This is a genomic window from Streptococcus canis (genome assembly GCF_900636575.1).
Taxonomy (GTDB): Bacteria; Bacillota; Bacilli; order Lactobacillales; family Streptococcaceae; genus Streptococcus; species Streptococcus canis.
In genome coordinates this window covers 1270062-1295832 of the sequence record NZ_LR134293.1, presented here as the reverse complement: position 1 = coordinate 1295832, position 25771 = coordinate 1270062, and the positions used below count along the sequence as shown (strand labels likewise).

Annotated in this window: 23 protein-coding genes and 1 pseudogene; 4 read left to right on the top strand and 20 right to left on the bottom strand. The window is 39.1% G+C overall.

What is annotated here, in order from left to right; all coding sequences use genetic code 11:
* Nucleotides 1-209 precede the first annotated feature (209 nt).
* The 12 genes and pseudogenes from prsA to nagB form a co-directional block, all read right to left on the bottom strand.
* The gene (gene prsA / locus EL097_RS06650; protein WP_003044147.1) at nt 210-1277 is read right to left on the bottom strand and encodes a peptidylprolyl isomerase PrsA; all 1068 of its coding nucleotides are present in this window, start codon (nt 1275-1277) and stop codon (nt 210-212) included.
* A gap of 62 nt (nt 1278-1339) precedes the next feature.
* Nucleotides 1340-2047: an O-methyltransferase gene (locus EL097_RS06645; protein WP_003044150.1), complete on the bottom strand. Its 708-nt coding sequence runs from the start codon at nt 2045-2047 to the stop codon at nt 1340-1342.
* Nucleotides 2048-2101: 54 nt separating this feature from the next.
* Nucleotides 2102-3310 carry an L-lactate MFS transporter gene (locus EL097_RS06640; RefSeq protein ID WP_003044153.1) on the bottom strand — a complete coding sequence of 403 codons (1209 nt, stop codon included), beginning with the start codon at nt 3308-3310 and terminating at the stop codon, nt 2102-2104.
* A gap of 106 nt (nt 3311-3416) precedes the next feature.
* Nucleotides 3417-3491, bottom strand: a pseudogene (locus tag EL097_RS06635) (HAD family hydrolase); the annotation flags it as partial.
* A 17-nt stretch (nt 3492-3508) separates the two neighbouring features.
* Nucleotides 3509-4168: an HAD-IA family hydrolase gene (locus EL097_RS06630; protein ID WP_003044158.1), complete on the bottom strand. Its 660-nt coding sequence runs from the start codon at nt 4166-4168 to the stop codon at nt 3509-3511.
* Entirely contained in the window at nt 4168-4710 is a 543-nt protein-coding gene (locus EL097_RS06625) for a GNAT family N-acetyltransferase (RefSeq protein ID WP_003044160.1), read from the bottom strand. The genes EL097_RS06630 and EL097_RS06625 overlap by 1 nt, the downstream gene beginning before the upstream one ends.
* Before the next feature lie 222 nt (nt 4711-4932).
* Complete coding sequence (locus EL097_RS06620) at nt 4933-5373, bottom strand: NADPH-dependent FMN reductase (protein ID WP_003044162.1); 441 nt, start codon at nt 5371-5373, stop codon at nt 4933-4935.
* A 188-nt stretch (nt 5374-5561) separates the two neighbouring features.
* Entirely contained in the window at nt 5562-7364 is a 1803-nt protein-coding gene (gene pepF / locus EL097_RS06615) for an oligoendopeptidase F (protein ID WP_003044166.1), read from the bottom strand.
* A gap of 12 nt (nt 7365-7376) precedes the next feature.
* Nucleotides 7377-8339 (bottom strand): competence protein CoiA, encoded by a 963-nt coding sequence (locus tag EL097_RS06610; protein WP_003044168.1) that lies wholly within the window; start codon nt 8337-8339, stop codon nt 7377-7379.
* Nucleotides 8340-8455: 116 nt separating this feature from the next.
* Nucleotides 8456-9619 (bottom strand): MFS transporter, encoded by a 1164-nt coding sequence (locus tag EL097_RS06605; protein WP_003044171.1) that lies wholly within the window; start codon nt 9617-9619, stop codon nt 8456-8458.
* A 90-nt stretch (nt 9620-9709) separates the two neighbouring features.
* Entirely contained in the window at nt 9710-10426 is a 717-nt protein-coding gene (locus EL097_RS06600; protein WP_003044174.1) for a pseudouridine synthase, read from the bottom strand.
* 117 nt (nt 10427-10543) lie between these two features.
* On the bottom strand, nt 10544-11248 hold the full coding sequence (gene nagB, locus EL097_RS06595; protein ID WP_003044177.1) for a glucosamine-6-phosphate deaminase: 705 nt from the start codon (nt 11246-11248) through the stop codon (nt 10544-10546).
* 204 nt (nt 11249-11452) lie between these two features.
* On the opposite strand from nagB, the gene queA reads away from it, so the two are divergent.
* Nucleotides 11453-12481 (top strand): tRNA preQ1(34) S-adenosylmethionine ribosyltransferase-isomerase QueA, encoded by a 1029-nt coding sequence (gene queA / locus EL097_RS06590; protein WP_003044179.1) that lies wholly within the window; start codon nt 11453-11455, stop codon nt 12479-12481.
* Between the two features lie 6 nt (nt 12482-12487).
* Nucleotides 12488-13708: a DUF3114 domain-containing protein gene (locus EL097_RS06585; protein WP_039994689.1), complete on the top strand. Its 1221-nt coding sequence runs from the start codon at nt 12488-12490 to the stop codon at nt 13706-13708.
* A gap of 113 nt (nt 13709-13821) precedes the next feature.
* On the opposite strand, the gene EL097_RS06580 is transcribed toward EL097_RS06585, so the two are convergent.
* The 6 genes from EL097_RS06580 to EL097_RS06550 form a co-directional block, all read right to left on the bottom strand.
* Nucleotides 13822-14835: a serine hydrolase gene (locus EL097_RS06580; RefSeq protein WP_051026428.1), complete on the bottom strand. Its 1014-nt coding sequence runs from the start codon at nt 14833-14835 to the stop codon at nt 13822-13824.
* 213 nt (nt 14836-15048) lie between these two features.
* Nucleotides 15049-15654 carry a superoxide dismutase SodA gene (gene sodA / locus EL097_RS06570; protein ID WP_003044189.1) on the bottom strand — a complete coding sequence of 202 codons (606 nt, stop codon included), beginning with the start codon at nt 15652-15654 and terminating at the stop codon, nt 15049-15051.
* A gap of 96 nt (nt 15655-15750) precedes the next feature.
* Nucleotides 15751-16791 carry a DNA polymerase III subunit delta gene (holA, locus tag EL097_RS06565; RefSeq protein ID WP_003044192.1) on the bottom strand — a complete coding sequence of 347 codons (1041 nt, stop codon included), beginning with the start codon at nt 16789-16791 and terminating at the stop codon, nt 15751-15753.
* Between the two features lie 79 nt (nt 16792-16870).
* Nucleotides 16871-19114 carry a DNA internalization-related competence protein ComEC/Rec2 gene (locus tag EL097_RS06560; protein ID WP_003044194.1) on the bottom strand — a complete coding sequence of 748 codons (2244 nt, stop codon included), beginning with the start codon at nt 19112-19114 and terminating at the stop codon, nt 16871-16873.
* Entirely contained in the window at nt 19095-19757 is a 663-nt protein-coding gene (locus tag EL097_RS06555) for a ComEA family DNA-binding protein (RefSeq protein ID WP_099983085.1), read from the bottom strand. The genes EL097_RS06560 and EL097_RS06555 overlap by 20 nt, the downstream gene beginning before the upstream one ends.
* A 202-nt stretch (nt 19758-19959) precedes the next feature.
* On the bottom strand, nt 19960-20700 hold the full coding sequence (locus EL097_RS06550; protein ID WP_003044195.1) for a lysophospholipid acyltransferase family protein: 741 nt from the start codon (nt 20698-20700) through the stop codon (nt 19960-19962).
* 117 nt (nt 20701-20817) lie between these two features.
* On the opposite strand from EL097_RS06550, the gene EL097_RS06545 reads away from it, so the two are divergent.
* Together EL097_RS06545 and EL097_RS06540 are read left to right on the top strand one after the other, a co-directional pair.
* A complete protein-coding gene (locus EL097_RS06545; RefSeq protein ID WP_003044198.1) occupies nt 20818-21594 on the top strand; it encodes a tRNA1(Val) (adenine(37)-N6)-methyltransferase in 777 nt (258 codons plus the stop codon).
* Nucleotides 21584-21862: a GIY-YIG nuclease family protein gene (locus EL097_RS06540; protein WP_003044201.1), complete on the top strand. Its 279-nt coding sequence runs from the start codon at nt 21584-21586 to the stop codon at nt 21860-21862. The genes EL097_RS06545 and EL097_RS06540 overlap by 11 nt, the downstream gene beginning before the upstream one ends.
* A gap of 127 nt (nt 21863-21989) precedes the next feature.
* Here EL097_RS06540 and EL097_RS06535 read toward each other — a convergent pair whose 3' ends face one another.
* Nucleotides 21990-23990 (bottom strand): KUP/HAK/KT family potassium transporter, encoded by a 2001-nt coding sequence (locus EL097_RS06535; protein ID WP_099983086.1) that lies wholly within the window; start codon nt 23988-23990, stop codon nt 21990-21992.
* Nucleotides 23991-24117: 127 nt separating this feature from the next.
* Nucleotides 24118-25737, bottom strand: coding sequence for a DEAD/DEAH box helicase (locus EL097_RS06530; protein ID WP_003044207.1), 1620 nt, complete (start codon nt 25735-25737; stop codon nt 24118-24120).
* Nucleotides 25738-25771: the final 34 nt, after the last annotated feature.

Here is a 25771-nt window from a genome sequence, read left to right as displayed (position 1 = left end):
TCACAGAGGGCGAAAACCGCGGTACCACCTCTATTCAATGAACTTGTCATTCTTATTTTGTTATAGCAATTGTCATAAAGTTAAGTAGCATGTCTATCTAATTGTCCATGACTTGCAGCAACCGTCACTTTTCTGAATCCAATCCTTAATAAACAATTCTTAACTAAATCATTATAAGTTTTTTTGACAGATTAGTCAATGAAAACTTATTATTGAGCGGCTGATTCGCTTGTTTGAGAATCAGTAGTTCCTTCGGCTGGTGTTGCTTCAGATTGTTCTTCTTGTGGCTGACTAGTTTCTGTTGATTCTGAAGCAGGTTTTTCTTCTGATGGTTTTGGAGTTGCTGAGTTGGAACTTGATGATTTTGCTTTTTTATCAAGATTAGCGTATTGCGCTAAGATATTAGCAAAGGCTCTGTCCTTAATTTTAACATTAGCTTTGTCTAAAGCTTTAGCGATAATTTTGTTTTGGAAGTTTATGTCTCTTGTTTTTTCAGCTAAAATGATAGCTTTCAAACGTTTTTTATAAACTTTCCAGTTAGCTTTTTTCTCAGCTTTCTTGGTCACTTTAACAATGTAGAATTTACTTTGATAAGTGGTAGGGTCCAAGACAGAAATAACTTCTGACATGTCACCTTCTTTTAGACCTGAAGCTGCCTTAACAACGTCCTCTGGTAAAGTTGTAGCTCCTGAATCAAATTTGTAGACAACCTTTTTCTCAGCAGCTGTTGTTTTTTCTTTAGCAATCGCAGCAAAATCTGCACCTTCAGCTTTTAGTTCTTCCAAGACAGACTTAGCTTTTTCTTCACTGTCAAGGGTAACCACTTCTGCTGTCATGGTCGGGGTATATGACTCGTAAGCTTTTTTGTATTCTTCAGTGGTTAATTCTTTTTTAGCTGCTTCTCGCACAGCATACTCCACTAATTTTGATGATCGAATCTGACCTTTATAAGACTCTGGTGTTAAACCAGACTGAGCCAATGCGGCAGAGAAAGAACTTGCATACTGATCAGCAGTTTTATTATAAGCTTTTTCAACTTCTTTATTAGAAACTTTATCGCCATATTGCGCTTCAAAAACACGACTAATCACAAGATTTAACATGGCTTTTTGAGAAACTTCTGTGTGCTTGGTTTCATTGTAGAAGTCACTAACACTAATAGTATCACCTTTCATTGAGATGACTTTGGTATTATCGTTAGTTGATTGACAAGCCGCTAAAGTCATTACTGATGCTAAGGTTACGATACCAGCAACAAGTCTATTTGATTTTTTCATTTACTTCTGAACTCCTTTTTATCATTAACTAATATATTATATCACAAATTCTTAAACGTAACTTAATCCGATAAAGTAATATTTGCTTGATTTTTACGAATCATCAAAAGGCCATCGCTAAGGGGGACGAGGCTTGCAGTCAAATCAGGATGATCTAAGGTTGCATCAAACAAGGCTTGCAACCCACGGTAAATGGTACGCTGCCCACGACGGATTTCTTCAATAGGCTTAGCAATATCACCGCCTTGGAAAATATCATCTAACACAATCACCCCACCCACTCTTAACCGCTTTAAAATCTCTGGAAGAAAAACAATGTATTTTGACTTAGCAGAATCCATAAACACAAAATCAAAGCTTCCTTCAAGGGTGGATAAAATATCCGCTGCATCTCCTTCCAGCAAGCTAATTTGCTGGCGACTGTCATATTTGGCAAAATTTTCCTTAGCAAAGCCAATCATTTCAGGATTTCGATCAATGGTCACAATAGTGGCATCTGGTGCATTTTCAGCCATCAAAAGCGCAGAAAAGCCAATAGCTGTCCCAATCTCCAAAATGTGTTTTGGCTGCAGGCTCTGCAATAAAAATCTAAAATAAGCCACTACTTCATGTTGGATAATGGGAATATTTTCTTGTCTGGCAAATTGCTCCAATTCTGCTAAAAAGCCTGTAGTTTGTTTCTGACGTGTCCGCATATAATGAACAATTTCTTCTTTCACCACAGGACGACGCATGTTGTGATTTGCATTTTTACTATATGATTTAACCATGGAATTAATTATATAAAAAAACTCTAGGCATGGCTAGAGTTTCGGTTAAAATTCTTAGTGATTGGTTGACCTTTTCAACCAGATGGTTAAACCTAAAGCCAGTACATATAGGAGAATGAAGACCTGTAAGGTAAAAAGGTAACTTTGAGTCCATTCAAACGTCAATGATAATAACATAGGGCCAATCAGCGCAGCCATTGCCCAGGCAGTCAAAATATAACCGTGTAATGTTGCCAGCTCTTTAGCGCCAAACAGATCACTAAGATAGGGCGGAATCAAAGAGAAGCCCGCACCATAACAAGTCATCAGTATTGCCATAGCCACAACAAAAAAGAAGGGCTGGTGAAGAAAAATAAGGCAGCTTGTCATGGCGATATTGACCAAAAATAAGAGCGCAACCGTTAAGGGACGTCCGATATAATCTGATAGACCAGCCCACAAAAGGCGACCAACCCCATTAAAGATTCCCATCAGCCCTACCACAACAGCTGCTGTTTCTGGACTCATGCCAGCTAGGTCTTGAGCCATTGGTGCAACAACTGAAATCAGACCTAGTCCACAAGCAATATTAATAAATAAAATCGCCCAAAGAAGGTAAAAGAACTTGGTTTTTAGAGCCTCTTTAGCAGTCATTCCCTTGGTCAAATCATTGTTGCTCCTTGTGCTTTGCGCCATCAGGCTTGCTAATTCACAATCTGTTGGTTTTTTAATAAACTGAGAGGCTAGCAACATCACCACAAGATAAACGACACCTAATCCATAAAAAGCAGTCACTAGTCCTTTACTAACAATCAGCCATTGTGCAACTGGACTCGTCAGCAATGAGGCAAAACCAAATCCCATAATCGCTAAACCAGTTGCCAAACCTCTTTTATCTGGAAACCATTTGATGATAGTGGATACTGGTGTAATATAGCCAGCCCCGAGACCCAGACCTCCAATAATTCCATAGCCCAGATATAAAAGCCAAACTTCTTGACGATCAATAGCTAAACCAGTCAATATATTTCCTGACGCATAGAGAACAGCAGACAAACTTCCTGTTACACGAGGACCAAATTTTTCAACTAAGGTGCCCATAAAAGCCGCTGACAAGCCTAAACAAAAAATGGCCAGAGAAAAAGCAAAAGCAACAGTTGCTTGATCCCAACCTGTTTCTTGCATAATTGGATTTCGATAAACACTCCAAGCATAGGTTGATCCTAGCATTAAATGAAGCAGAACACCTGCTGTCGCAACCACATAACGGTTTGTTTTTTTCACAAAAAACCTCTTTCTATTTAACGAACATTTATTGCGTTCGATTAATCAATGTTAGGTTTTTAGTTTATTATACCTGACAGTTAATGTCAAAAACGGTGCTCAGCTATGTTTTACTTGACAAAAAGGTGTATTCTGAGTCAACAATGACCCCATCCATGTTAAAAATAATGACTTGAATCATTTCCCTTCCTCCTGCTGCTACCTAACAGTCAAGCTCTCCAAAGACTCCGTTGAGACATCAAGCATGTCTGGCAAAAGATCTAAAATAGCCATCAAGTCATCAATGTGCTGGTTGATGTGATTACTTGGACAAGACAGATTCAAAGATTGTATGCCTGCATTTTCGGCAGCCTGCTGATCCAAAGGTCTATCCCCAATGTAGTAGGTGTGCGCTTTAGTCATCTGATACTTTTCAATCAGGTAATGGAGAGCCTCTGGATCTGGTTTACGTTTAAACCCATTTGCAGCTGTCACCACTTCCTCAAAATAGGCTGCTATTCCTAAACGCTCTAAAACAGGAGAGGTCGTTGCTCCTTTATGCGTCAGAACATAATGCTTGATACCATTTTGAGACGTTTTTTCCAAAACGGCTTTGGCACCTGGCATTGCCCTAATCATATCATCACGCGCTTCTTGTTCTCGATTGAAAAAAGCCAACAAGTCCTTAGCAGATAGGCCTTCTTCTCTTGCCAATTTCTGCAATAAATCCCCAATCGATTCTTGGATAATGAAGGTCATGACCCAATCCTCATCAAAAGGCAAATGATAGGTCTGATAAAGCAAAGCTAACACTTCTCTAATCGCTTGACTAGACTCCACTAAAGTTCCATCAAAATCCCAAATAAAATGAACAGTCACTACTTTTCTCCTAACATAATCCAATAACGGGCAAGTTCTTGACCTGCCAGTGATGACACGTTGTAATCCATAGGTACCTGAACAATATCTTCTAAGATACCTCCTACTTTTTCAATGGTTCGCCGACTAGCGATATTATAACGGTTTGCCGTGATAAGGACTCGCAAAATCCCTCTTTTCCGATAACATTCTAATGCAAAGAGTAGTAACTCTGTCATAATTCCCTGTCCACGGTAATCTGGTCGTGTCACGTAACCAATATGTCCTCCAAACCTTTCCAAATCTCCCTTTTCCAACTGCCAGCGGCAACCAATACGAGCCACCAACTCATCATCTAGAAAATAATAATAATTCGTACTAGTAGACCAATCCGGATGATCTGTTTGCGTTTCAAACCGTTTAGATTTAGCAACAAAAGCTGGAAAATCAACGACCTTTTTAGTTTCAACAAAAGGATTTCCAGCAGCTTTTTCTGCTAATAACATAGCTTGAAACTTTTCAAAAGCTGCTTGGTCACTTAACTGAATGCGACGTATTACCATGGTAAAACCTCCTTAAATGTTCCCATTATAACATAAAAAACAGGGATAGAATGGACCTGTGAGTCAATCCAAACCATCACTACTTATGAAATGAGCAATACTAATTCTTTTGCCTTAAGTCTAATCTTCAAACCGTTTAGCAAAAGCAAGGTAGGCATCAACCACATTTTATAAAAATCCCTTTGTGTCTTCGTCAGATAATAGTCCCTGCTCATCAAATAACTAACCAGCTTGTACCAAGTAGCATTCTGGTTGCGCTAAGACAGGGACATTTAAGAAAACCAAACTTTGACGCAATTGGTGATTGGCACCAAAACCTAAGACATTCCCAGTAGAGTGGGACACAATAAGGTTTGGTTTGCCATCAAAAACACCATCTACTAGAGGACGAGAGCCCATATCAATGGTATTTTCATTGCTTCTGGTGAGCTGCAATGATATTCTGCTGTGATAATCTTGTTCTTTCACAGCCTGACAAAAACGAGTGTAACTTTCAGGCACATCTCCTTCATCAAGGTCTAGATGATAAAGGGGTAAGTCAGCAATAGGAATCTCCTTAACAATCATGTCCTCTGAGAATAAAACTTCAACAGCAGCTGCTACTTTTGGAGAATTTGAACCTTGGCGTAAGCTACCAAGAATAAAAACAAGACCTTTAACCATAATGATGTTTCTGTTTGTTTTTATCAGCTAACCTGATTGTGTTAGTCTAAAGCATTTGTTCACAAACCTGCTAATGAGTTTTTGATAGGCACACCTTGTGAATAAATCGTTTTTTATTACTAGTTAACGGCAATCCAAAAAGCGAAAAAACAAGAGATATGCTCAGTAGCTATCTCTTGCCTAGTTCCTTAACGGTGAACACCCTTTGCAACGAGGGCTTCGAGTTCTATTAAGCGTTCTTCAAAGACCTTAAAGGCAGCTTCCAAATAGTCCCCTTTTGCCATATCAACGCCTGCTTTAGCAATCACTTCAAGTGGGTAATCAGAATTTCCTGACTTGAGATAAGCCAAGTAATGATCAATATCATCTTGTGTTCCGTGAACAATCTTATCTGCTAAATAGCTTGCGGCTGCAAAACCTGTTGCATATTGGTAAACATAATAATTGTAATAGAAGTGAGGAATACGTGCCCACTCATACTGAATAAAATGATTATCCTCTTTACTTAAACCATAATATTTTTCATTTAAATCAGCGTATAATTGGTTAAGGTATTCGCTTGTTAACACTTCTCCTTTTTGATCAGCTTGGTGAATAGCATGTTCAAACTCAGCAAATTGGGTTTGACGGAAAACTGTTCCACGGAAACCATCAAGGTAATGGTTTAAAATCGCAAAACGTTCTTTCTCATCTTGAACTTCGTTTAAGAGAGCTTCTGTCATAATATTTTCATTCGTCGTTGAAGCAATTTCTGCCAAGAAAATACTGTAATCCCCATACACATAAGGCTGTGTTTCACGCGTAAAAGTAGAATGCAAACTGTGACCAGTCTCATGAACTAATGTGTAGAGATTATCCAAGGTATCTTGCCAGTTTAATAGCATAAAGGCATTGGTGTCATAAGAACCTCCTGAGTAAGCTCCAGAACGTTTTCCTTTATTGACATGAACATCAATCCAGCGTTCAGTAAAAGCACGGTGCACACGGTCTGCATAATCTTTACCAAAAACGGCCAAAACCTTCTCTGCCTTTTCCAAAGCCTCATCATAACCAATAGCCAAATCTGTTTCAGATAGCGGTGTGTAAACATCATACATCTTCAATTCATCTAAACCAAGAACCTCTTGACGCAATTTCAAATAATGATGTAACAGCGGCAAATGTTTATTAACCGTTTCTAACAAGGTATCATAAACAGCTTCTGGAATAAAGTTAGCAGCCATGGCAGCCTGACGGGCTGAATTATATTTATGAACACGCGCCTTGTAGTTTTGAACCTTCACATTTGTCTGTAAGGTTTTTGCATAAGTATGCTGGAACTGTTCATAAGTACTATACATTGCCTCATAAGCAGCTTGACGAACGCTACGGTCTTTAGATTCCATTAAGCTAATGAAATTACCATGGGTTAATTCAACATCTTCTCCTTTATCATTTTTGACCGTCGGAAAAACAATGTCTGCATTATCAAGAATACTAAAGGTTTCTTCCGCACCATTAAAAATTTCTTGAGCCCCTGCTAATAATTCCTCTTCCGCTTGACTGAGAACATGTTCGCGTGCTTGGAATAATTTGTCAAAGAAATGATTATACCCTTTCAACTCAGGGGTTTCCGTAAGGAAAGTTTGGTAATCCTCTTGACTAAGCGTCATTACTTCTGGATCATAGAATGAAAAGACCTCACTAAATTTGGCATACAAACCTGAAGCCTTAGCTTGGTATTCTTGATACTTGGCAACGGTAGTGTCTTGATCATTTTTCATGTGAGCATAAACATAAACTTTCTCCACACGACGAGCCAATTCTAAATACGTCTTTGTAATCTTTAACAAATTAGCACTAGAATCCAGCAAATGACCAGCAAACTCTTTAGAAGCCTCAACATCAGTAGTTAATTGGCTCACCTCTGCTTCCCACATCTCATCAGTTGCAAAAATAGTGCTCAAATCCCAAGTGTACTTTTTTTCTAAGTGGCTACGATTATCAGTCATAACATCTCCTCCTCATTTTCTATTACTATCTATTTTAACATAATATTTTGGTGAAAAAAGCGTTTGCACCTTCTTATCCTTTTCTTTTTTGTAATAGGCTTTAAAACTTTCATAATAAGGACGAAGATTTCCTTTAATTTGACAAAAACCGCTAGAAGATTGAACTGGTCTCCATTGGGGATAAAAAGCATCAGTTGCTAATGTGAGTAAATTATGTCCTGCTAAGTAAGCCTTTTCTTGTCGTCGTAGCCATTTAGGCTGTCTAGCTAGCAGCGCTCTTTGAATTTTTATAGAAAGGTTATCGACCATTGATTTCTGATAAGAATAGAGGATTTCTTGCTGATAAGGTAACCGAAACAGTCCCATGATATCGTTGTCTAAAGAAATGGTTTTGGTTAGGTAGCTCACCTTGCCAAATAAGTCTTCATGGATTAAATATTTTAGACGCAGCAGATTTGTAGCTGCATCCAGCTCCCACAAATGAAAGCCTAAACTAGATGAAAAGTAAAGAAACTGTTTTTGCAAAGCAGTTAAATGAGCTTTAAGCCACAATTTCCTTCCTAGTAACCATCGTACCTGATAGCCTTGTTCTTGATAGGCTTTGGTGCGTTCCTTTAGGCGCTCAACTGGCAAGGGGCTACATTGAATTTCTAACGCCAAGCCATCATTAACCAAAAGGTCTGCGATCTGCTGCAGCTCAGGTAGATATTTTTCAATACAAACGGCTTCTGTTCGGACTAAACTGGTATAAAGTTTTGCTTTCAATGTCAAATGTTCCTCAGATTCATTTTCTGCTTGAAATTGACAATGAGCTAGTTGCACATGGGCAAAATGAGGTCGTCTAATTGTTCCTTGACGCAAGTGAACAGGGGACTGGCAGGCTGGGCAACGAAAAGGCGTTTTTGAAGAAATAGGCTGAGTCACTAGCGAAATAAGCTGATTCTTATCATCTAAAGCGGTTAGTATCCTTGTCACCTCCTTTTGTCCTTCTACTTTATTATTCGTAAATCAATGACAAAAAAGAAGTTACGTCATCTTTTTAGCCCAATCATTACTGACTCTGTGCAAGAAAAAAGCAGGCATGCAGTGGCCTAACTTTTTTCTTGTGATGTTTTTTTAACGAGTAACCCATACAGGATAAGATTAACCAGCATGAAACCACTAGTCATGTAAAAAGGGGTGATAAACATTTCTAATTGGAATTGTGCTGGCAATTTGGTTAGTAAGACTGGTGTCAGAATAACCCCAATATTCCCTGCCGTAATAGCCAAACTGGTCACAAAATGGTTATGTTCCTTTTTGAAATGCTTGGCAATATAATCAAAGACAGAAGACATAGTTCCCACAAAACTTGCCCCAATTAAAAGAGCAGCCAAAATGAAGAAGGCACTATGGGTGGCAAAGGTAAAGATAAGATTGCCAAGCCCCATGAGAAAAATCATAGCAGCCAAGGTTTTGTCTTTAAGATACTTGGTCAGCTGACCAAAAACGAGACCGATTAAGATGCCACTAAAGGCTAAAATAGTCAATAAGTTGCTGGCATAAAAACTTGAATAATGGTATTTATTGACCAAAAGAGAGGGGATTTTTATTGTTGCTCCAATATAAGAAATGCCCACGAAGAAAGTGATTAACATTAGGTAAAGAACAGCCTGATTAAAATAAGTTGCCTTTTTAAGCGATAGACTACCACTGCTAGTTTCCGGGACATATTTGCTAAAGAAAACATAGACTGGAATGACCAGAAGATAAACTAAATAAGTATAATTAACCCCAACCAGTAGAGCCAAGCCTACAATAAAAGTGGTTAAGGCTTTCCCAATATTAAGCGTTGCCGTTCTAAAACCAATCATGCTGGCACGCTCGTCGCCTTCATAATAGTCACTAATAATGCTAATGGAAAGGGAATTATAAAGTCCAATTCCCACTCCAAGCAAAAGACGGCAAAGCAGAGCCACTGCAAATTGCTTGGTTAAAAAGGGTATTATTCCTGATAGTAATATTAAGACCAGACCCAATTGAACTGTTTTTTTCTTGCCTAATGTTGCAACGACAAGATTACTAAGCATGACAAAAATAGTAATCATCATGGCTGGAATGGTCACTAAACTTTCAACAGAAGCTAAGCCAATGTTAGGATTTTGCCCGTGATAGAGGGCATAAAGTTTGGGAATAGCTGGTGCAATCGCTAAATGTGACATTAAAAAAAGGGAAATAGACAGCATTGCCATTTTGGTTGGCAGTTTTGTTTTCATGAAGAATCTCCTTTAACTAAGATACTGTTCCAGTATATAGACACTTTGTTGGTTAAGCAAGAATAGCGTCTTTTTGAAAATATGTTTTGCTCAGTCCAAATAAGTTTTAATGAGTCGCTTTTCTGACTCTGTTAGATAACGATACTCTCCGCTGGCAAGATGTCCGAGTTCCAGCCCTGCAAAGTGCGTCCGTTTCAGAGAAGTCACTTTCAAACCATAGGTCAAAAACATTTTTTTGACTTGATGAAATTTTCCTTCTGAAATGGTCAAACTAGCCTGTGATTGATCTGTATCGGCCTTAAGAATAGTCAGTTGAGCTGGTTGGCACTTTTCACCTGTTGGAAAACAAATACCAGCTGCAAAAAAGTCTGGGGCATCTGCTGCTAACAAGCCATTAACGGTTACAAGATACGTTTTAGAAACATGATGACTAGGGTGCAACATTCGAAACCCTAGGGGACCATTATCCGTAAGTAAAACCAAACCTTCGGTATCCTTATCCAATCTGCCAACAGGATACAAGCCTGGATTTCTATCCTTTTCAGCAAGCTGGTCAATAACGGTTAACTGTTTGGTATCTTTCTTAGCCGAGATGACCCCCTCTGGCTTGTTGAGGATAATGTAGGAATGCTTAGGATGAGTCACTCGCTGTCCAGCCACTTCAATCAGCTGCAAACCAGGATCAACATTTTGTCGGCCATTCCTAACAGCCATGTGATCAACCCAAACCTCTTGAGCCTTAATTAGCTTCTTCACCTGACTTCTAGAGCCAACTTTTGCACCTTCTAATAATTTATCTAAACGCATATTAGTAGTGTAACATAAATTTATTATGACAAAAGAAAAAATAGGAAGATGTGCTACCTTACAAAGGTTTTAACATTCTTCCTACTGTTAATATCTCCTGATTAAGAACCAATTAACTTAGTCTAATTTTGAAGCAGCAGCTTCATCCACAATGACCACAACATTATCATGTTTTTGGAGGACACTTGCTGGAAGGTCTTCTGTGATTGGGCCAGAAACCATTCCCTTAATCGCAGCAGCTTTGTCTTCTCCAAAGGCAAGAAGAACAATCATTTTGGACTTCATGATGGAAGCAATTCCCATAGAGATAGCTTGTTTTGGAACATCTTCAATACTGCTAAAAAAGCGACTATTGGCTTCGATAGTTGATTCCTGAAGCTCAACCACATGGGTCTCTTCTTCAAAAGAAGTCCCAGGTTCGTTAAAACCAATATGACCATTACGTCCAATCCCAAGTACTTGGAAATCAATGGGATGCTCTGCAATGATTTTGTCATAACGTTTGGCTTCAGCTTCAATGTCAGTTGCTAAACCATTAGGCAAGTAGTTCTTTTTAAAAGGCTTCGCGTTAAACAGGTTTTGGCGCATAAAATAATCATAGCTTTGATCGCTCTCTACTGGAAGACCGACATATTCGTCCAAGTTAATACTGGTTAAGTCTGAAAAATCCAAAGGGCTTTTTACCATTTCCTGATAAAAGCTAAGAGGGGAACTTCCTGTTGCCAAACCCAAGGTTTTAGCACCTTTGGCTAGACTTTCTTTTAGTAGGGTAAAAGCAATTTTGCCACCCTCTAGTTGATCTTGAACACGAATAACTTTCATGTGATTCTCCTTTTCTAATTGGTATAGACCTTTTGTGTTTTTATTATATGGTATATACCAATTTTTGTCAAGCCAATGCGCCTGCTTTTCTAAAAAAGATTAGAGATGACGGCTTTGACCACAAGTGATATAATAGAAAAGATTTAACTTACAAGAGATGGCTGCTAGAATGCGATACCCTTTAGCAGGCCTAGAGGAGTTTCAATGAATACAAACGATTTCGATTTTGATTTACCAGAAGAATTGATTGCCCAAACCCCACTCGAAAAAAGGGATAGTTCAAAACTATTGATTATTGATCACCGTCAAAAAACCATGGTTGATAGCCATTTTGACCATATCATTGATCAATTAAACCCAGGGGATGCCCTCGTTATGAATAACACTCGTGTCTTACCTGCCAGACTTTATGGAGAAAAACCCGATACCCATGGTCATGTGGAATTGCTTTTGCTTAAAAATACGCAAGGAGATCAATGGGAAGTTTTAGCCAAGCCAGCCAAACGGCTCAAGGTTGGTAGCCAAGTCAGTTTTGGAGATGGTCGTCTCAAAGCAACCATTATCGATGAACTCGAACATGGTGGACGTATTGTTGAATTCAGCTATGATGGGATTTTCTTAGAAGTTTTAGAGAGTCTCGGCGAAATGCCATTGCCTCCTTACATTCATGAAAAATTAGAGGATGCTGAGCGATACCAAACCGTTTATGCTAAAGAAAATGGCTCTGCGGCCGCCCCAACTGCTGGTCTCCACTTCACAACAGACTTGCTCAAAAAAATCCAAGCCAAAGGGGTACATTTGGTTTATTTGACCTTACATGTAGGTCTTGGGACTTTTAGACCTGTTTCCGTGGATAATCTCGATGATCATGACATGCATTCAGAATTTTATTCCCTCTCAGAAGAAGCGGCGCAAACCCTCCGAGAAGTCAAACAAGCTGGCGGTCGGGTCATTGCTGTAGGAACAACGTCTATCCGTACCTTAGAAACTATCGGTAGCAAATTCAATGGGGAAATTAGAGCTGATTCAGGTTGGACCAATATTTTCATCAAACCTGGCTACCAATTCAAGGTCGTTGATGCTTTTTCAACTAATTTTCACCTGCCAAAATCAACCCTTGTGATGCTAGTATCAGCCTTTGCAGGGCGTGAATTTGTCCTTGAAGCTTACAAACACGCGGTTGATGAAAAGTATCGTTTCTTTAGTTTTGGCGATGCCATGTTTGTTAATTAACAGACTATGAAACTACTTGGAAAATGGTTATTCTTCTTGATGTTTCTGATGTTTTGCGTCAGCTTTTGGCAGAAAGACTATCAGCGACTCGCCTTCGAAAAAAGTCATAAACCTTACCAAGATTTAGTGGCTCCTTTCTATCAGAAACACCCTAAATCTCAGCAAGGCAACTTTTCGGAAAGTTTTCAACTACGACATGATTTGCTCTACTATGCCAAAAAACTTAACCACGATGGTTGGTCATATCATGCTATCCAAAAAGGTTATTTGGCACAACTGAAAGTCAAGGGAAAGTCTTACAATTTTGAGCAAACCTACCAGGAGATACGAATTGTAGGCACACCTGCCTTTCAACATTTATGGCAAAAAGAAGAAATGGCACAAACACCTCAGCAAGCTAAAAAGCGACTACAACTGCTCATGGCATATTTAAAGATGCCAGACGAGTTGACAGGACACTCAAGACAGACACAGCAAGTATTGGCACAATTAAGTCCAAATCTATCGCCAACAGATCCTTTTTGGGACCAATTATCTGCTCTGATTCAGACTTGTTATGTTAATCTCGAACACATTCCTTATAGCCACTTTAATCGGAAAATTCATCAACTTCGTTACCTCATATCAACCCAGCAAATTGAGTGGGTTCGCTCGCATTACGGAAAAAAACAGCTAACCGATGCAGAGGCCTTAGCCAAATATTTGGCCACTTTAGAAGATGACGATTATGATCTTTATGAATCTTCTAGATACCATAATAAGGTTGCCAGTATTTTAGATGCTAATGGCAATCATCAGCCAGTCTATACAGACAATATTCCTCAATCCAACTATAAGATTTTGATTCATTTTCACTCAGAGTTTATTTTATCGGAATCAGGACAATTTTTAGTAGCGCTAGATCCCGATAACCTAACGCGAAATAGTATTGTCAATGGTTCTTCTTTCAATTATGGCAACCAAAACGATGACTTACATCGCCTGCTTGATATTGATCCTATTCTGCTTTTTGAACCAGCTTTTATCGAAGAAGCAACTAATAGTCCTGATGCGCCTTTTCTAGTTCCCGATTTAGAACAACAAGGGGATAAGTACAATCCTATTTACAGCAGAAATGGCAAATCATCTAAGCAGCTGACACGCGCTGCTGTTAAAAAATTTAAAAAATTGCTTCACCGTTACCAAGAAGCAAGGAATAACGAAAAAACCTCACAAACACAGCATTAACCCCAAAAAGCTTGCCCTGTTTCCTCAGGTCAAGTTTTTTTAATGAGCAAAAACTTATTTTAGTGACAGTTATCAGTAAGTATTTCTACTATCAGACCAATGTCAACTTATGATTAGGCCATATTGTGATTGACCCTATGCCACTCATTGATCACATAAGTTAAATTAACAAGCTGCGCATAACCAAGGTCATTGACTTCTTCTGATGCTTCTGTTGCTCCACCCAAACCAGATGAATAAAGAGCAATCAAATAAGGAGACTCTTCGCAAACAATGGCACCTACGTTTAAGGATTCTCTGACATAACCTGGTTTTTGATAAACCTTTACATGAGGCAAATAAGTCTTGTAATACAAACCAGGAAAGGATTCTCCAATGTAATACAAGATATCCTTGTATTTATCCTGATGTCGCCACAAGTAATCCAAGACTTGCACATAGTAAGCCGTTGTGGTTTTATTATCATTACGATCAATGGTCGGAATAGCCCCAGATACCTTACCGTAGCGTCCAAATAATTGGTAAGCCTTATTCATGCCACCCAATCGTTCTGCCAAAGCGTAGGCAGGTGTATTTTCTGAATAAACCAAGGAATACTCTTGCATATCGGGAATAGACATGGCACCGTTGAATTGAACAACATAGGCATTATGTTCCTGGTCATATTCATAGTCAGTCCCTGTAATGTCAAAACGCTCTGTCATGGATAATTTACCCTTTTCCACCTCATCCACTACAAGCATGTTCAAAGGTAACTTATAAGTACTCCCTGCTGTCATTGGCTGATGGTCATTCATGGCTGCAGTCTTACCCGAATTAAGATCTTTGTAGGAGAAGGCAATTTGGGATTCATCAATGCCAAATTCCTTTAAATAAGCCTTGACCGTATCAGCCAAACTCAAGTGGTTGTAATCATAATAAAGCCCTAAGGCATCCATTTGCGCTAAATCGGCATCCATAACAGCTTGCTTAGCTTCTTTTGATTTTTCAGGGAATGGTTTTTGATTAGCTTTTCTAGACTTACTTTTCTTTTTTAAGTAAGTGATTTGCTGTTGCTGCTCTCCTGATTGGACAAGAAGGCTTTTCTTTTTACCAGCCAAACAGCCGACCAGCAAAGTCACTATCATCACTCCTAAAGTAAGCCATACAGTCGTCTTTTTCTTCTCTCTTAACACCTAAACTCTCCTATCCATTCTATTCTAGCTAAATTTGGTTAAAAATCAAGGTGTTACATTAAAAAGACAAACTATTTTTATCTTTCCTAAGAAATGATGTCCTCACTATAATATTCGTAAAAGTACTTAAAAAACCAATCTCCTTTTGAGATTGGTAACCATTTCTTATTTAGCAGCTTGGTAAAGTTCTGATACTTTTTTCCAATTAATAATTTCAAAGAAAGCTTTGATGTAATTTGGACGTACATTACGATAATTCAAGTAGTAAGCATGTTCCCACACATCAAGAGCTAGAATAGGTTTTTTGCCTTCTGAAATTGGAGTATCTTGATTAGCAGTTGATGTGATTTCAAGTTGTCCTTCCTTATTGACAACTAACCAGGCCCAACCTGAACCAAAACGTCCAGTGGCAGCCGCTGTAAATTGTTCTTTAAAGGCATCAAATGACCCAAAAGCCTCATCAATGGCTTGAGCAACATCAGCAGTAATCTCTTGTTTTTCTGGTGATAATAGTTCCCAGAAAAGTGCATGATTTAAGTGTCCACCACCATTATTAATCAAAGCTTGACGAATATCAGCTGGAATCTTAGTGACATCTGCCAATAATTCTTTCAGATTTTCTCCGATTTCTGGGTGTTTTTCTAAAGCCGCATTGGCATTAGCGACATAAGTGGCATGGTGTTTATCATGATGAAGAGTCATTGTCTCCGCATCAAACTGTGGTTCAAGAGCATCATACGCGTATGGAAGTTCTGGTAAAATAATAGCCATTTTCCTGTCCTCTTTTCCTTTATGATAAGTCTATCTTATCGCAAAAAATAGGAGCTTTCAACTAATTTGATTATCTCTTGGAAAGCGTTTCAACGCCTATTTTTGAGAGCGAGTCATGATTTTTAAGAGGGCAATATCAACTAGATAACTCTTCTCATAACGTCCTGTTTTGATCTGGTAATCTGTCTCAAGCAAGGTTTTCACCGCTTCTGTTAGAAAGGCAAGGGACAAGGTCCTAGAATCCTTCAACGCATACTTGACCTGATAAGGATTGACCCGCCGCCCAAGAATATCTGATAAACTAATCACTAGCTGTTGTTCGTTTTTTCCATCTCTAGCAAGAATAGCCAGCTGCAAAAACAAGCGAAATTGGCCTAGCATAATAGCGATTAATTTAATATCATCTTCCCCTGATAACCGTAAATCATGAATCAAGTCTCTAGCCGCATCAACTTTCCCTTCTAGTACAAGTCTAGTCAGATCAAAAATATTATCTTGTAAACTTTTAGGAATGGCTTGCTCAATATCAGCTAGGCTAATATTTCCTGTTTTTTTATAGGCTTTTAAAAAGGCCATGTTTTTCATGATTTGACTAAAATCATCGTTTGATTTTAAAAGTAGTTGCTCGAAAGCGCCGCTCTCAAATCCCAAGCCCAGTTGATGACTGTATTTTTGAAAATAGGTTCTTAGCTCTGCTTCCTTCAGAGGATTGGCTTCCAAAACAAGGGCATCACGTTTCAAGAGCTTAACAAGCCGTCTCTTACTATCCAATTTCCCCGGGGCAAAAATAATAAGTCGGGTACTTTCTAAAGGTTTTTCTAAGTAGGCCTCAAAAGCCTTTAATTCCTTTTCCTTTAGAAAATTCTTTTTACTGGTGGTGAGGTCTAATAGGTCATCAAAAATAACAATTTTTTGCTCAGCAAAGAAGGGTAGGCTCACTAGATCCATTTCCGCATCCTGATAAGCCACCTCAGACATGTCAAAGTAAGAATAGGCCAAATCATCCTTATCAAAAGCAATCTGCTCCATCAAACGGGATTTCAACTGGCTATATTGGCCAATATCATCTCCTGTGACAAGGGTTATAAGGCCCAAACTCTCTTTCCTCAGTTTATCAATCTTTTCTATCGCAATCATGCTTTTATTATATCATCTTTCTCCTAAAAGGAAAGCGACTGCCTGTTTCACCTGTCTCTTTGTCAAATTGGAATTTCAACTAACGGACCGTTTCAAGATGCCAGCTGGTCCAACCAGTCAAACGAATAGCTCCTTGAGTATCAGTTCGATAATACGTGATTTGTCTGTCTTCCAAACGTGTTAAGGTCTCTTTACTAGGATGGTGGTACCGATTATTCTTTCCTGCAGAAATAAAAGCAAGCTTGGGCTGAAGATGGTCTAAAAAAACTGCACTTGAAGAAGTATTTGACCCATGATGGCCAGCTTTCAAATAATCCACCCTTAACTGGGGATAACGTTTGATAATCTCAACTTCTCCTTCTTTTTCCAAGTCCCCTGTGAAAAGAAAAGTTCGATTTAATAGCTTGCCATAGAGGACCAAAGAATCATTATTTTTTCCATCTCCTAGTTTCCAAGGATAGAGGACCTGCAAGGTGCTTCCCATAATGGACAACTGGTCGCCAGCTTTAACAACCTTAACCTGACATTTTAAACGGTTTAAACGTTGCACAGCACTTGGGTTCGTTAAACTACCTTGGCTAGTTAACACTTCCTTCACTCGAACGGCTTTGGCAACCACTTCCATATCTCCCATGTGATCAGCATCCGTATGAGTTAGTAATAACTGATCAATTTTATGAATGCCTCTGCTTTTTAAATAAGGGATTAAGGTTTTTTGGGCATTCGCCGTCTGATAACCGCTGCGCCATTTCTCCTTTTTAGAAAAGGTTGGACGTCCTCCAACGTCTATCAAGAGTGTCTTTCCTCGCCAATCCCTTATCAAAATACTATCTCCTTGTCCAATATCAACGATAGTGACTTCATTTGTCAAAGGGTATTTGACAGACAGTAAGGTCAATGCTATGACCAATCCACAAGCGAAGACCCTTTGTCGCACCTGTCGATAGTCATAAAGAATCGCAAAGCTGAGCACTATAAGAAGTAATTGCCAACTAGTTGGACTTCCAAAAACAAGGGAAGTATTGACAGTATTTCCAAGAAATTGAATCCCCTTTTCTAATAAAAGAAAGAGATGATTGCATACTGAGACAGTCACCAAAGGGGATAGACAGAAAACCAGACAAAGAAGAGGCAAAATCAAAACGTCAAAGAGGTAAGACAAGAGACCTGTTAATATTATTGACATCGGATTAAAACTGGAAAAATAAAACAGCAGTAACGGTAACATTCCTAAGGAGATAATTAGCGCTTGTACCAACTGTCTTTTAGCTCCTGATAATTCTTCAACAGTAACTATTGTTAACATAAAAGCATAGCTAAATGTTAATACCCCACCAACAGTCATTAAGAAATGGGCATCCCATAAAAAGACAAGTAAAAAAGTACAAGCGAGATTGTCTAAACCTTTTATGCCTAAATGACGCAACTGCGACTGCACGAGGCTTCGAATAACAGAAATACTATAACCTGTCAGCGCGGCATAAAAGCAAGCAAAAGGAAGCTCTATCCATTTTATCCATTCCAAAGGAACTGCTAGTAATAGCAACAACCTTCTAAAATAAGTGAGAAAGAAACCAACCTGCATCCCTGATAAGGCAAAGAGATGAATGATGCCCAGCTGGCTATAATAATCTGTCATCTCACCAAACGACTTATCTAAATAACCAAAAAGGAGACCTGTCAGGTAGTGAGACATGGGTTTAGGAAAATGCTGTTGACAATGGACAATGGCCTGCCGTCTTAAGGAAGACAAGTAATCAAACACTGACTTTGGAGAGCTCACTTCAAGCTGTTCCATTTGCTCTACCTTCCCTATCCTGTAAATTCCCTGATAAGCCAAAAAAGTCTGGTAATTAAATCCTTTAAAATTGCGAACCTCCTCAGCTTTTTCCAAGGTCACTTTTGCGTGCAGCACTAACCAACGGTGTTCTTTTTTGAACAATTGGGCTTCTGCTTGGCTTTTCAAACGGTAAAATAACTGATAGGAGTGTTTCCCATGACGTCCAATAACAGCTAATTGATCACCATTAATCCGAATACTATCAGGAATCAATTCTACAGAGGTTATTTGTACTGGCTGAATGTCCAGTTCTTGGGTCAGCTGTTGTTTCTGATAGAGTAAGAACAAAGCACATAAACTAAGGAGGGCAAAAACACTGAGAAATTCTCTTTTAGACAAACGCTTTACAAGTAAGCAAATCAAACCAAGACTAAGAAGAGAAGTTAACCAGCTAGGACTATAAATGTGATAAAAGAGAACCAAAACCAAAAAAGCTAATTGAATCTTTGGCAGGGGCAATAGCTTAGTCCAAGAAAATGTCATCTTTTAATTTCTCAAGCGTTTTTTCGCCAATACCCGAAACTTGACGAAGATCTTCTAACGCTTTAAAGCCACCTAACTTGTCTCTCATATCGATAATATCCTGAGCTTTTTTAGCACCAATACCTGGGATATGTTGTAGTTCTTCTAAGCTAGCCTTATTAATATGAACCTTTACCTGATCCTTGCTGGCAGTTTCTTTTTTTCCAGAAACTGATGCTGTTGGTAGCACAGAAATCTCTTCTCCTTGCTTAGGTACATAAACAACCTGCTCATCAACTAGTTTTTCTGCAAGATTAATAGCATGTTTATCAGCTTCTGAAGTTAGGCCTCCAGCTAGTTCAATGATATCTCGCACACGGCTGCTAGCAGCAAGCTTATAAACTCCCTCCTTTTGTACGGCGCCTTTTAAATCCACTAAAATACTGCTATCTTCTTGAATTTCCTTTTTTTCCTCACTGACTTGCTGTTTTACAGACGATATTTCTCTCAAAGCAGGAATATCTGTCTTGCTCTGCCTATTTCCCCAGAACAAAAGACTTAAGCCTAGTATCAGAAAAAGACCAAATAAAAGGCTGAGTAAAGCTGGAAGAGAGTACCTCTCCCTCAACAAGTTTTTTCCTTTAGTTAATAATTCATCTAACATTTTTTCACCTCATCTTTTTATTCGTAAATGAGTTTAAAAAATAGCAACAATTAACCCGTCAACCTCTAAACTGACTAAGATTTAATCGATAGTTCCCTTCTTATTTCCCTTTCAACAAGCAAAAAAGCCAAGCTTCTGTAATCTGCCACGCAGAAACACTAAGCTTGAGCCCTTTGAAATGATGATTCCTTATCTTATATTTTTAATGACGGTGCTTATCTGGATCCCAAACAAAACTAGCTATATAAGAGAACAACATGGTCAATAATAATACCACTACCAAAACCAATCCCAATGGTAAACGATAAAGATAGCTTAGAGGGTTTCTTACTTTACCAGATTGAAAAGGAGCCAGTTCTTGGTCCATTCGATCAAACTCTGCCTGAATACGACGAGCCACTTCCGTAATTCCTTCGTCATTCATGCGTTTAATGTCAGATACATCAATGGAATTGCCAAAGGTCATGTCTACTCGTTGCCCTGCCAATAATCCTTTGATTGTCATAGGCCCTTGATAGGCAGCTGGCATAATCTTTACTTTGGCCATTTTGGCAATCACAGCGACGCCTCCTTTGACCTCTTGAGAATGACGGCTACCACTTGGAAACATGACTAGAGAACGATTACTCTTTTTAAGCATATTAACAGGGTAACGAATAGCATCTGAACTTGGTTTGTCACGGTCAATTGGAAAGGCACCACACATTTTTATCCACCAAGCAAACAGGCGATTGGTAAATAATTCTTTTTTAGCCATAAAAATAAACTGCTTAGGACGAGCTGCAAAAGCCATGTATACAGGATCCCAAAACGTTCTATGGGGTGCTACTAAAATATAATTTTCAGAAGCATCTAATATCTTATCTTCGTTGTGGTAGTGGGCATTGCCATTGACTACCCACAATAAAAAGACAACTAAACCACGTAAATAAGCGTAAAACACAAGCGTCTCCTTTATTACAATAATCCTATTCATTGTACCATGAAAACAGACTTTTCGGAAGTCAAAATCCCTTTTATATCATTCACCTTAGGAGCATTTTGTGTTAAAATAGCAGGTATGATAGAATCACTTTTAAAAGAAGGCGAACGCATTGACCAACTCTTTTCAACAGATGTTCGCATTATTCAAAACAAGGCTGTCTTCAGTTATTCCATTGACAGCGTCCTTTTATCCCGTTTTCCCAAAGTGCCCTCAAGAGGGTTAATTGTTGATCTGTGTGCTGGAAATGGTGCCGTTGGCTTATTTGCCAGTACTAGAACCAAGGCGTCTATTATCGAAGTGGAATTGCAAGAACGCCTTGCCGATATGGGACAACGCTCCATCCAGCTCAATCAGCTTGAAAACCAAGTGACCATGATTTGTGATGATTTAAAAAACCTGCTTCATCATGTGCCACGTTCGGGAGTTGACTTGATGCTCTGCAATCCTCCCTATTTCAAAAGCCATGCGAGTTCCAAGAAAAATATTTCAAAACACTATTTATTAGCCCGTCATGAAATCACAACCAATCTAGAAGAAATTTGTCAGGTGGCTCGCCATGCTCTCAAATCTAATGGTCGTTTAGCCATGGTCCATCGACCCGATCGCTTCTTGGAAATTATTGACAGCCTTAGGGCTCATGGCCTTGCCCCTAAAAGGGTACAGTTTGTTTACCCTAAATTGGGGAAAGATGCCAATATGTTACTCATCGAAGCAATTAAAGACGGTTCCATTGAAGGGCTCAACATTTTACCACCATTAATTGTTCATAAGGAAAATGGTGATTATACCGACAGCATTTTTGACATTTATTTTGGAAATACTTCTCAAGGAAATCCTCGCCATGACTCATAAAAAAGCCTATATGTATGTGTTAGAATGTGCTGATAAAACCCTCTATACCGGCTATACAACTGATTTAGAAAAACGCTTAAAAACACACAATGCCGGCAAAGGAGCCAAATATACCCGCCACCGCTTACCTGTCTCCTTGCTCTATTACGAAGTGTTTGATAGTAAGGAGGCAGCCATGAGTGCTGAAGCACTCTTCAAAAAACGAAAAACAAGGGGCCAAAAGTTAGCCTATATCGCTAGCCAGCAGCAAGAAAAGAAAAACTCCTGAACCACAATAACATAAGCGTTTCAAGAGTTAGTTGACATTATGATCATTAAATCATTTCCATTGACACCTTCTAAAAATAGACTTTGTCTACGTACTGACCATTGAGATCCCAAATCTCAATGGTTTTTTAGGCATTGCTATCTTCTACGGGCACCAATTCTTTAATTGGCAGCTTCAAAACATCTGATAAAATCAAGGGAACGATTTCAAGGGTGACTTCCGAATATTGAAGCCCAAACCAGCGCATTGGACTAGCGGTAACATGTTTAATGCTTGCCTTAGTCTGCATGATAAAGCGTTCAAAGCCACTTAATTGACGTGCGTTTGACACCCGTTCTTCAATTAAAACAAAACGGAAATCGCCCACATCACGGCCCGGTGTGATGGTATATGTTTGTTCTTGTTTTGGTAAACGGCCACTTTCCATCAAATCATGAACAATGGTTCTTAAGTATCTAGGCACAGCTTGTGGCATTCTGAAACCAAGATAAAGTTCTACCCGAACCATATAATCTGTTCCCATCATGTCAACCTTATATTTAGCGGTATAAGGTTCGTCAGTAACCCTTACATTAACAAACCAATAAACTTGAGCTCGTTTTGGACGTTTGTCCAAAATAGAGTACAAAATCGAACGGTCAATCATCTGCTTATTCATCCGATTAGACAAGTAAACAACATTTGTTTGGTACAGGTCAAAACGTAAATCATCTCGAAGCTGCTTGATTTGATCCTTATAGTCATTTAAATCCAATGATTTCACATACTTAAACACAATAGTGGTGCCAGCATGCCAAATAAACATGACAAAGACAATTGTAAGTGCCAAGATAACAACCACATAGCCACCGTGCATGAATTTGACAGCTGAAGCCAAAAAGAAAATAGATTCAACCACAGCAAAGAAAGTCATCACTAAGTGAACCAAGAAGGGGGCTATTCCTTCCTTGATTAAATAATAATTTAAGAGGATTGTTGTCATCAACATGGTAACGGTAATGGCAAGGCCATAAGCTGCCTCCATGTGGGCTGATGTTCTAAAATACAAAACGGTACAAGAGGTTACTGCAAATAAAATCCAGTTAATGACAGGAATGTATAATTGACCCAAATTAGTACCTGGGTAAGTCACACGAAACAAAGGGAAAATTTTCAAGCGCATGGCTTCTGATGCTAGGGTAAAGGATCCTGAAATAAGAGCCTGTGAAGCAATAATAGCTGCCAAGGTTGCCAAAATAACAAAATAAACCCTTAATTGAGACGGCACACTGGCAAAGAAGGGGTTTAGTTCAATACCTGAGTTTTTATTCGCTAAAATCCAAGCAGCCTGGCCACAGTAAGATAGAACAATACAAATCTTAACAAAGGGCCAGCTCACATAAATATTCCCTCTACCAACGTGACCCAAGTCCGAATAAAGGGCTTCTGCCCCTGTCGTTGCCAAGAAAATCGAGCCGAGAATAAAAATACCTCGATGGTTTTCAGGACTAAACAGCAAGTGCAAGGCATAGTAAGGATTGAGGGCTTTGAAAATTTCCAAATGCCCCAGCGTGTTTAAAAAGCCACTAATACCTAGAAAACTAAACCAAAGAAACATGACCGGTCCAAATATTTTACCAACAAATCCCGTTCCAAACCGCTGTATCCCAAAGAGAGCCATCAAAATAACTAAAGTCGTGATAATGACATTGGTTTGATTCTGGTAAATCTGGCTAAGACCAGGGACAGCTTTTAGTCCTTCAATGGCAGAAGTGACAGTTACAGCAGGGGTAAGGGCACCGTCAGATAAGAGCGTTGCTCCACCAATCATAGCTGGAATAATCAGCCATGACGACATTTTACGAACCAAGGTGAATAAAGAAAAAATCCCACCTTCATGATGGTTGTCAGCTTTTAGGGCAATCAAAACGTACTTAATCGTCGTGATTAAGGTCAGCGTCCAAATAATCAAGGACACAGACCCTAAAATAAAGGGGTCAGAAACCTGAGCAATACCTCCTTGATTTTCAACCAAAGACTGCATCGTGTAGAGAGGACTTGTTCCAATATCTCCATAGACAATACCTAAAGCAATAATAAAACCTGCTTTTGATGCTTTATCAAAGGCAGCATGATGGGCATCAGACATCCCAATCTTCCTCCTAATTTTTAAAAAAGTGCCATAAAATGACTGAAACCATTATAACAGATTCAATAATAAAAGCAACTTTTTCAGAAAATTAAAGAAAGTCGATGGGAATCGACTCTCTTTAATCCTATTCACCTTTGTGACGAATCACAAATCCAGTGTTTTTAGGGCTTGATTTCTTTTCTTTATTGAAAAAATCTTTAGCATTACGTTTTGGTTTACGTTTGAAATCACGATTGCCACTGCCATCATGACCGTCACGTTTATCACGTTTTTGACGACGACGATCACCATTACGCTCATCTCTGTTACGGTCGCCACGATAGCCACCACGGTGATCTCCGCGGTTACGGTTGTCACGTCCACGACCACCTTTGCCATTTTTATTGCCATGGCCACCACCCACATACTTGAATGGTAATGGTTTTTCACGCGCAATTTCCACTTCTGGTAAGCTATCTGGATCTTGAACCGTTAAGCTCAAAATATACAATGCCAACTCTTCTGGAGTGAATTCAGCTGCTAATTGGATAGCATCTCCTTTGAATTTGTCAAAGTTAGAACGAATAGCATCATCTGCAAAATCACGTTCAATTTTTTTAAGGGCTACTTTTTTCTTGGCTTGGAATGCCTCTTCCGCAGTTGCTGGGCGAAGAGGTTTCATCTGTTTTTTCGTTAGGTTCTCAATCATTGAAAGGTAGCCCATCTCATTTGGTGAGACAAAAGTAATGGACTCTCCTGATTTACCCGCACGACCAGTACGACCAATACGGTGAACATAACTTTCTGGATCTTGGGTAATATCGTAGTTATAAACGTGGGTAACCCCTGAAATATCAAGACCACGCGCTGCTACATCAGTGGCTACAAGAATATCAATTTGGTCGTTTTTGAAATCACGGATAACGCGTAAGCGTTTATTTTGGTCAAGATCACCATGGATTCCTTCAGCACGGAAACCACGTAATTTTAGACCACGTGTAATTTCATCGACACGGCGTTTGGTACGACCAAAAACAATAGATAATTCTGGCTGGTTAACGTCCATCAAACGGGTCATGGTATTAAATTTTTCTTGTTCCTTAACACGTACATAGTATTGATCAACATTGACATTTGTTAGTTCTTTGTTCTTAATTTGAACATGTTCAGGGTCTTTCATGAATTTAACCCCAATTTGTTTAATTGGTGCTGGCATTGTTGCGGAGAAGAGCAAGGTTTGACGGTCTGCTGGAACACGACTAATAATAGCTTCAATGTCTTCCAAGAATCCCATGTTAAGCATCTCATCTGCTTCGTCTAAGATTAAGGTTTCAACATGCTCTAAAACAAGGGCCTTACGCTTAATCAAGTCTAATAAACGACCTGGTGTTCCCACAACAATATGGGCACCTGATTTGAGGGCCTTGATTTGTTTTTCAATGCTTGATCCGCCATAAACAGAGCGAACCTTAACCCCTTTATCACGCCCAAAACGGAACAATTCTTCTTGACTTTGCACAGCCAATTCACGCGTTGGTGCAATGACCAAAGCCTGAATAATATTGTCTTTGGTACGAATCTTATTCAAGGTTGGAAGACCAAAAGCTGCTGTTTTACCGGTTCCTGTTTGTGCCTGACCAATAACATCCTTTCCTTCTAATGCGAGAGGAATCGTCATTTCCTGAATAGGAGATGCTTTCTCAAAACCGGCTGTGACCACAGCTGATTGGATGTCTTCTGATAAGTTAAATTCTGTAAATTTCAATTGTTTCTCTTTTCTAAAAAGGCAGTGCGAAGCT

Bases quoted from the DNA above. Each gene is read 5' to 3' on its own strand.
- prsA (WP_003044147.1), bottom strand. From the start codon at position 1,277: ATGAAAAAATCAAATAGACTTGTTGCTGGTATCGTAACCTTAGCATCA.
- EL097_RS06645 (WP_003044150.1), bottom strand. From the start codon at position 2,047: ATGGTTAAATCATATAGTAAAAATGCAAATCACAACATGCGTCGTCCT.
- EL097_RS06625 (WP_003044160.1), bottom strand. From the start codon at position 4,710: ATGGTAATACGTCGCATTCAGTTAAGTGACCAAGCAGCTTTTGAAAAG.
- EL097_RS06620 (WP_003044162.1), bottom strand. From the start codon at position 5,373: ATGGTTAAAGGTCTTGTTTTTATTCTTGGTAGCTTACGCCAAGGTTCA.
- pepF (WP_003044166.1), bottom strand. From the start codon at position 7,364: ATGACTGATAATCGTAGCCACTTAGAAAAAAAGTACACTTGGGATTTG.
- EL097_RS06605 (WP_003044171.1), bottom strand. From the start codon at position 9,619: ATGAAAACAAAACTGCCAACCAAAATGGCAATGCTGTCTATTTCCCTT.
- EL097_RS06600 (WP_003044174.1), bottom strand. From the start codon at position 10,426: ATGCGTTTAGATAAATTATTAGAAGGTGCAAAAGTTGGCTCTAGAAGT.
- nagB (WP_003044177.1), bottom strand. From the start codon at position 11,248: ATGAAAGTTATTCGTGTTCAAGATCAACTAGAGGGTGGCAAAATTGCT.
- queA (WP_003044179.1), top strand. From the start codon at position 11,453: ATGAATACAAACGATTTCGATTTTGATTTACCAGAAGAATTGATTGCC.
- EL097_RS06585 (WP_039994689.1), top strand. From the start codon at position 12,488: ATGAAACTACTTGGAAAATGGTTATTCTTCTTGATGTTTCTGATGTTT.
- EL097_RS06580 (WP_051026428.1), bottom strand. From the start codon at position 14,835: ATGATAGTGACTTTGCTGGTCGGCTGTTTGGCTGGTAAAAAGAAAAGC.
- sodA (WP_003044189.1), bottom strand. From the start codon at position 15,654: ATGGCTATTATTTTACCAGAACTTCCATACGCGTATGATGCTCTTGAA.
- holA (WP_003044192.1), bottom strand. From the start codon at position 16,791: ATGATTGCGATAGAAAAGATTGATAAACTGAGGAAAGAGAGTTTGGGC.
- EL097_RS06560 (WP_003044194.1), bottom strand. From the start codon at position 19,114: ATGACATTTTCTTGGACTAAGCTATTGCCCCTGCCAAAGATTCAATTA.
- EL097_RS06555 (WP_099983085.1), bottom strand. From the start codon at position 19,757: ATGTTAGATGAATTATTAACTAAAGGAAAAAACTTGTTGAGGGAGAGG.
- EL097_RS06545 (WP_003044198.1), top strand. From the start codon at position 20,818: ATGATAGAATCACTTTTAAAAGAAGGCGAACGCATTGACCAACTCTTT.
- EL097_RS06540 (WP_003044201.1), top strand. From the start codon at position 21,584: ATGACTCATAAAAAAGCCTATATGTATGTGTTAGAATGTGCTGATAAA.
- EL097_RS06535 (WP_099983086.1), bottom strand. From the start codon at position 23,990: ATGTCTGATGCCCATCATGCTGCCTTTGATAAAGCATCAAAAGCAGGT.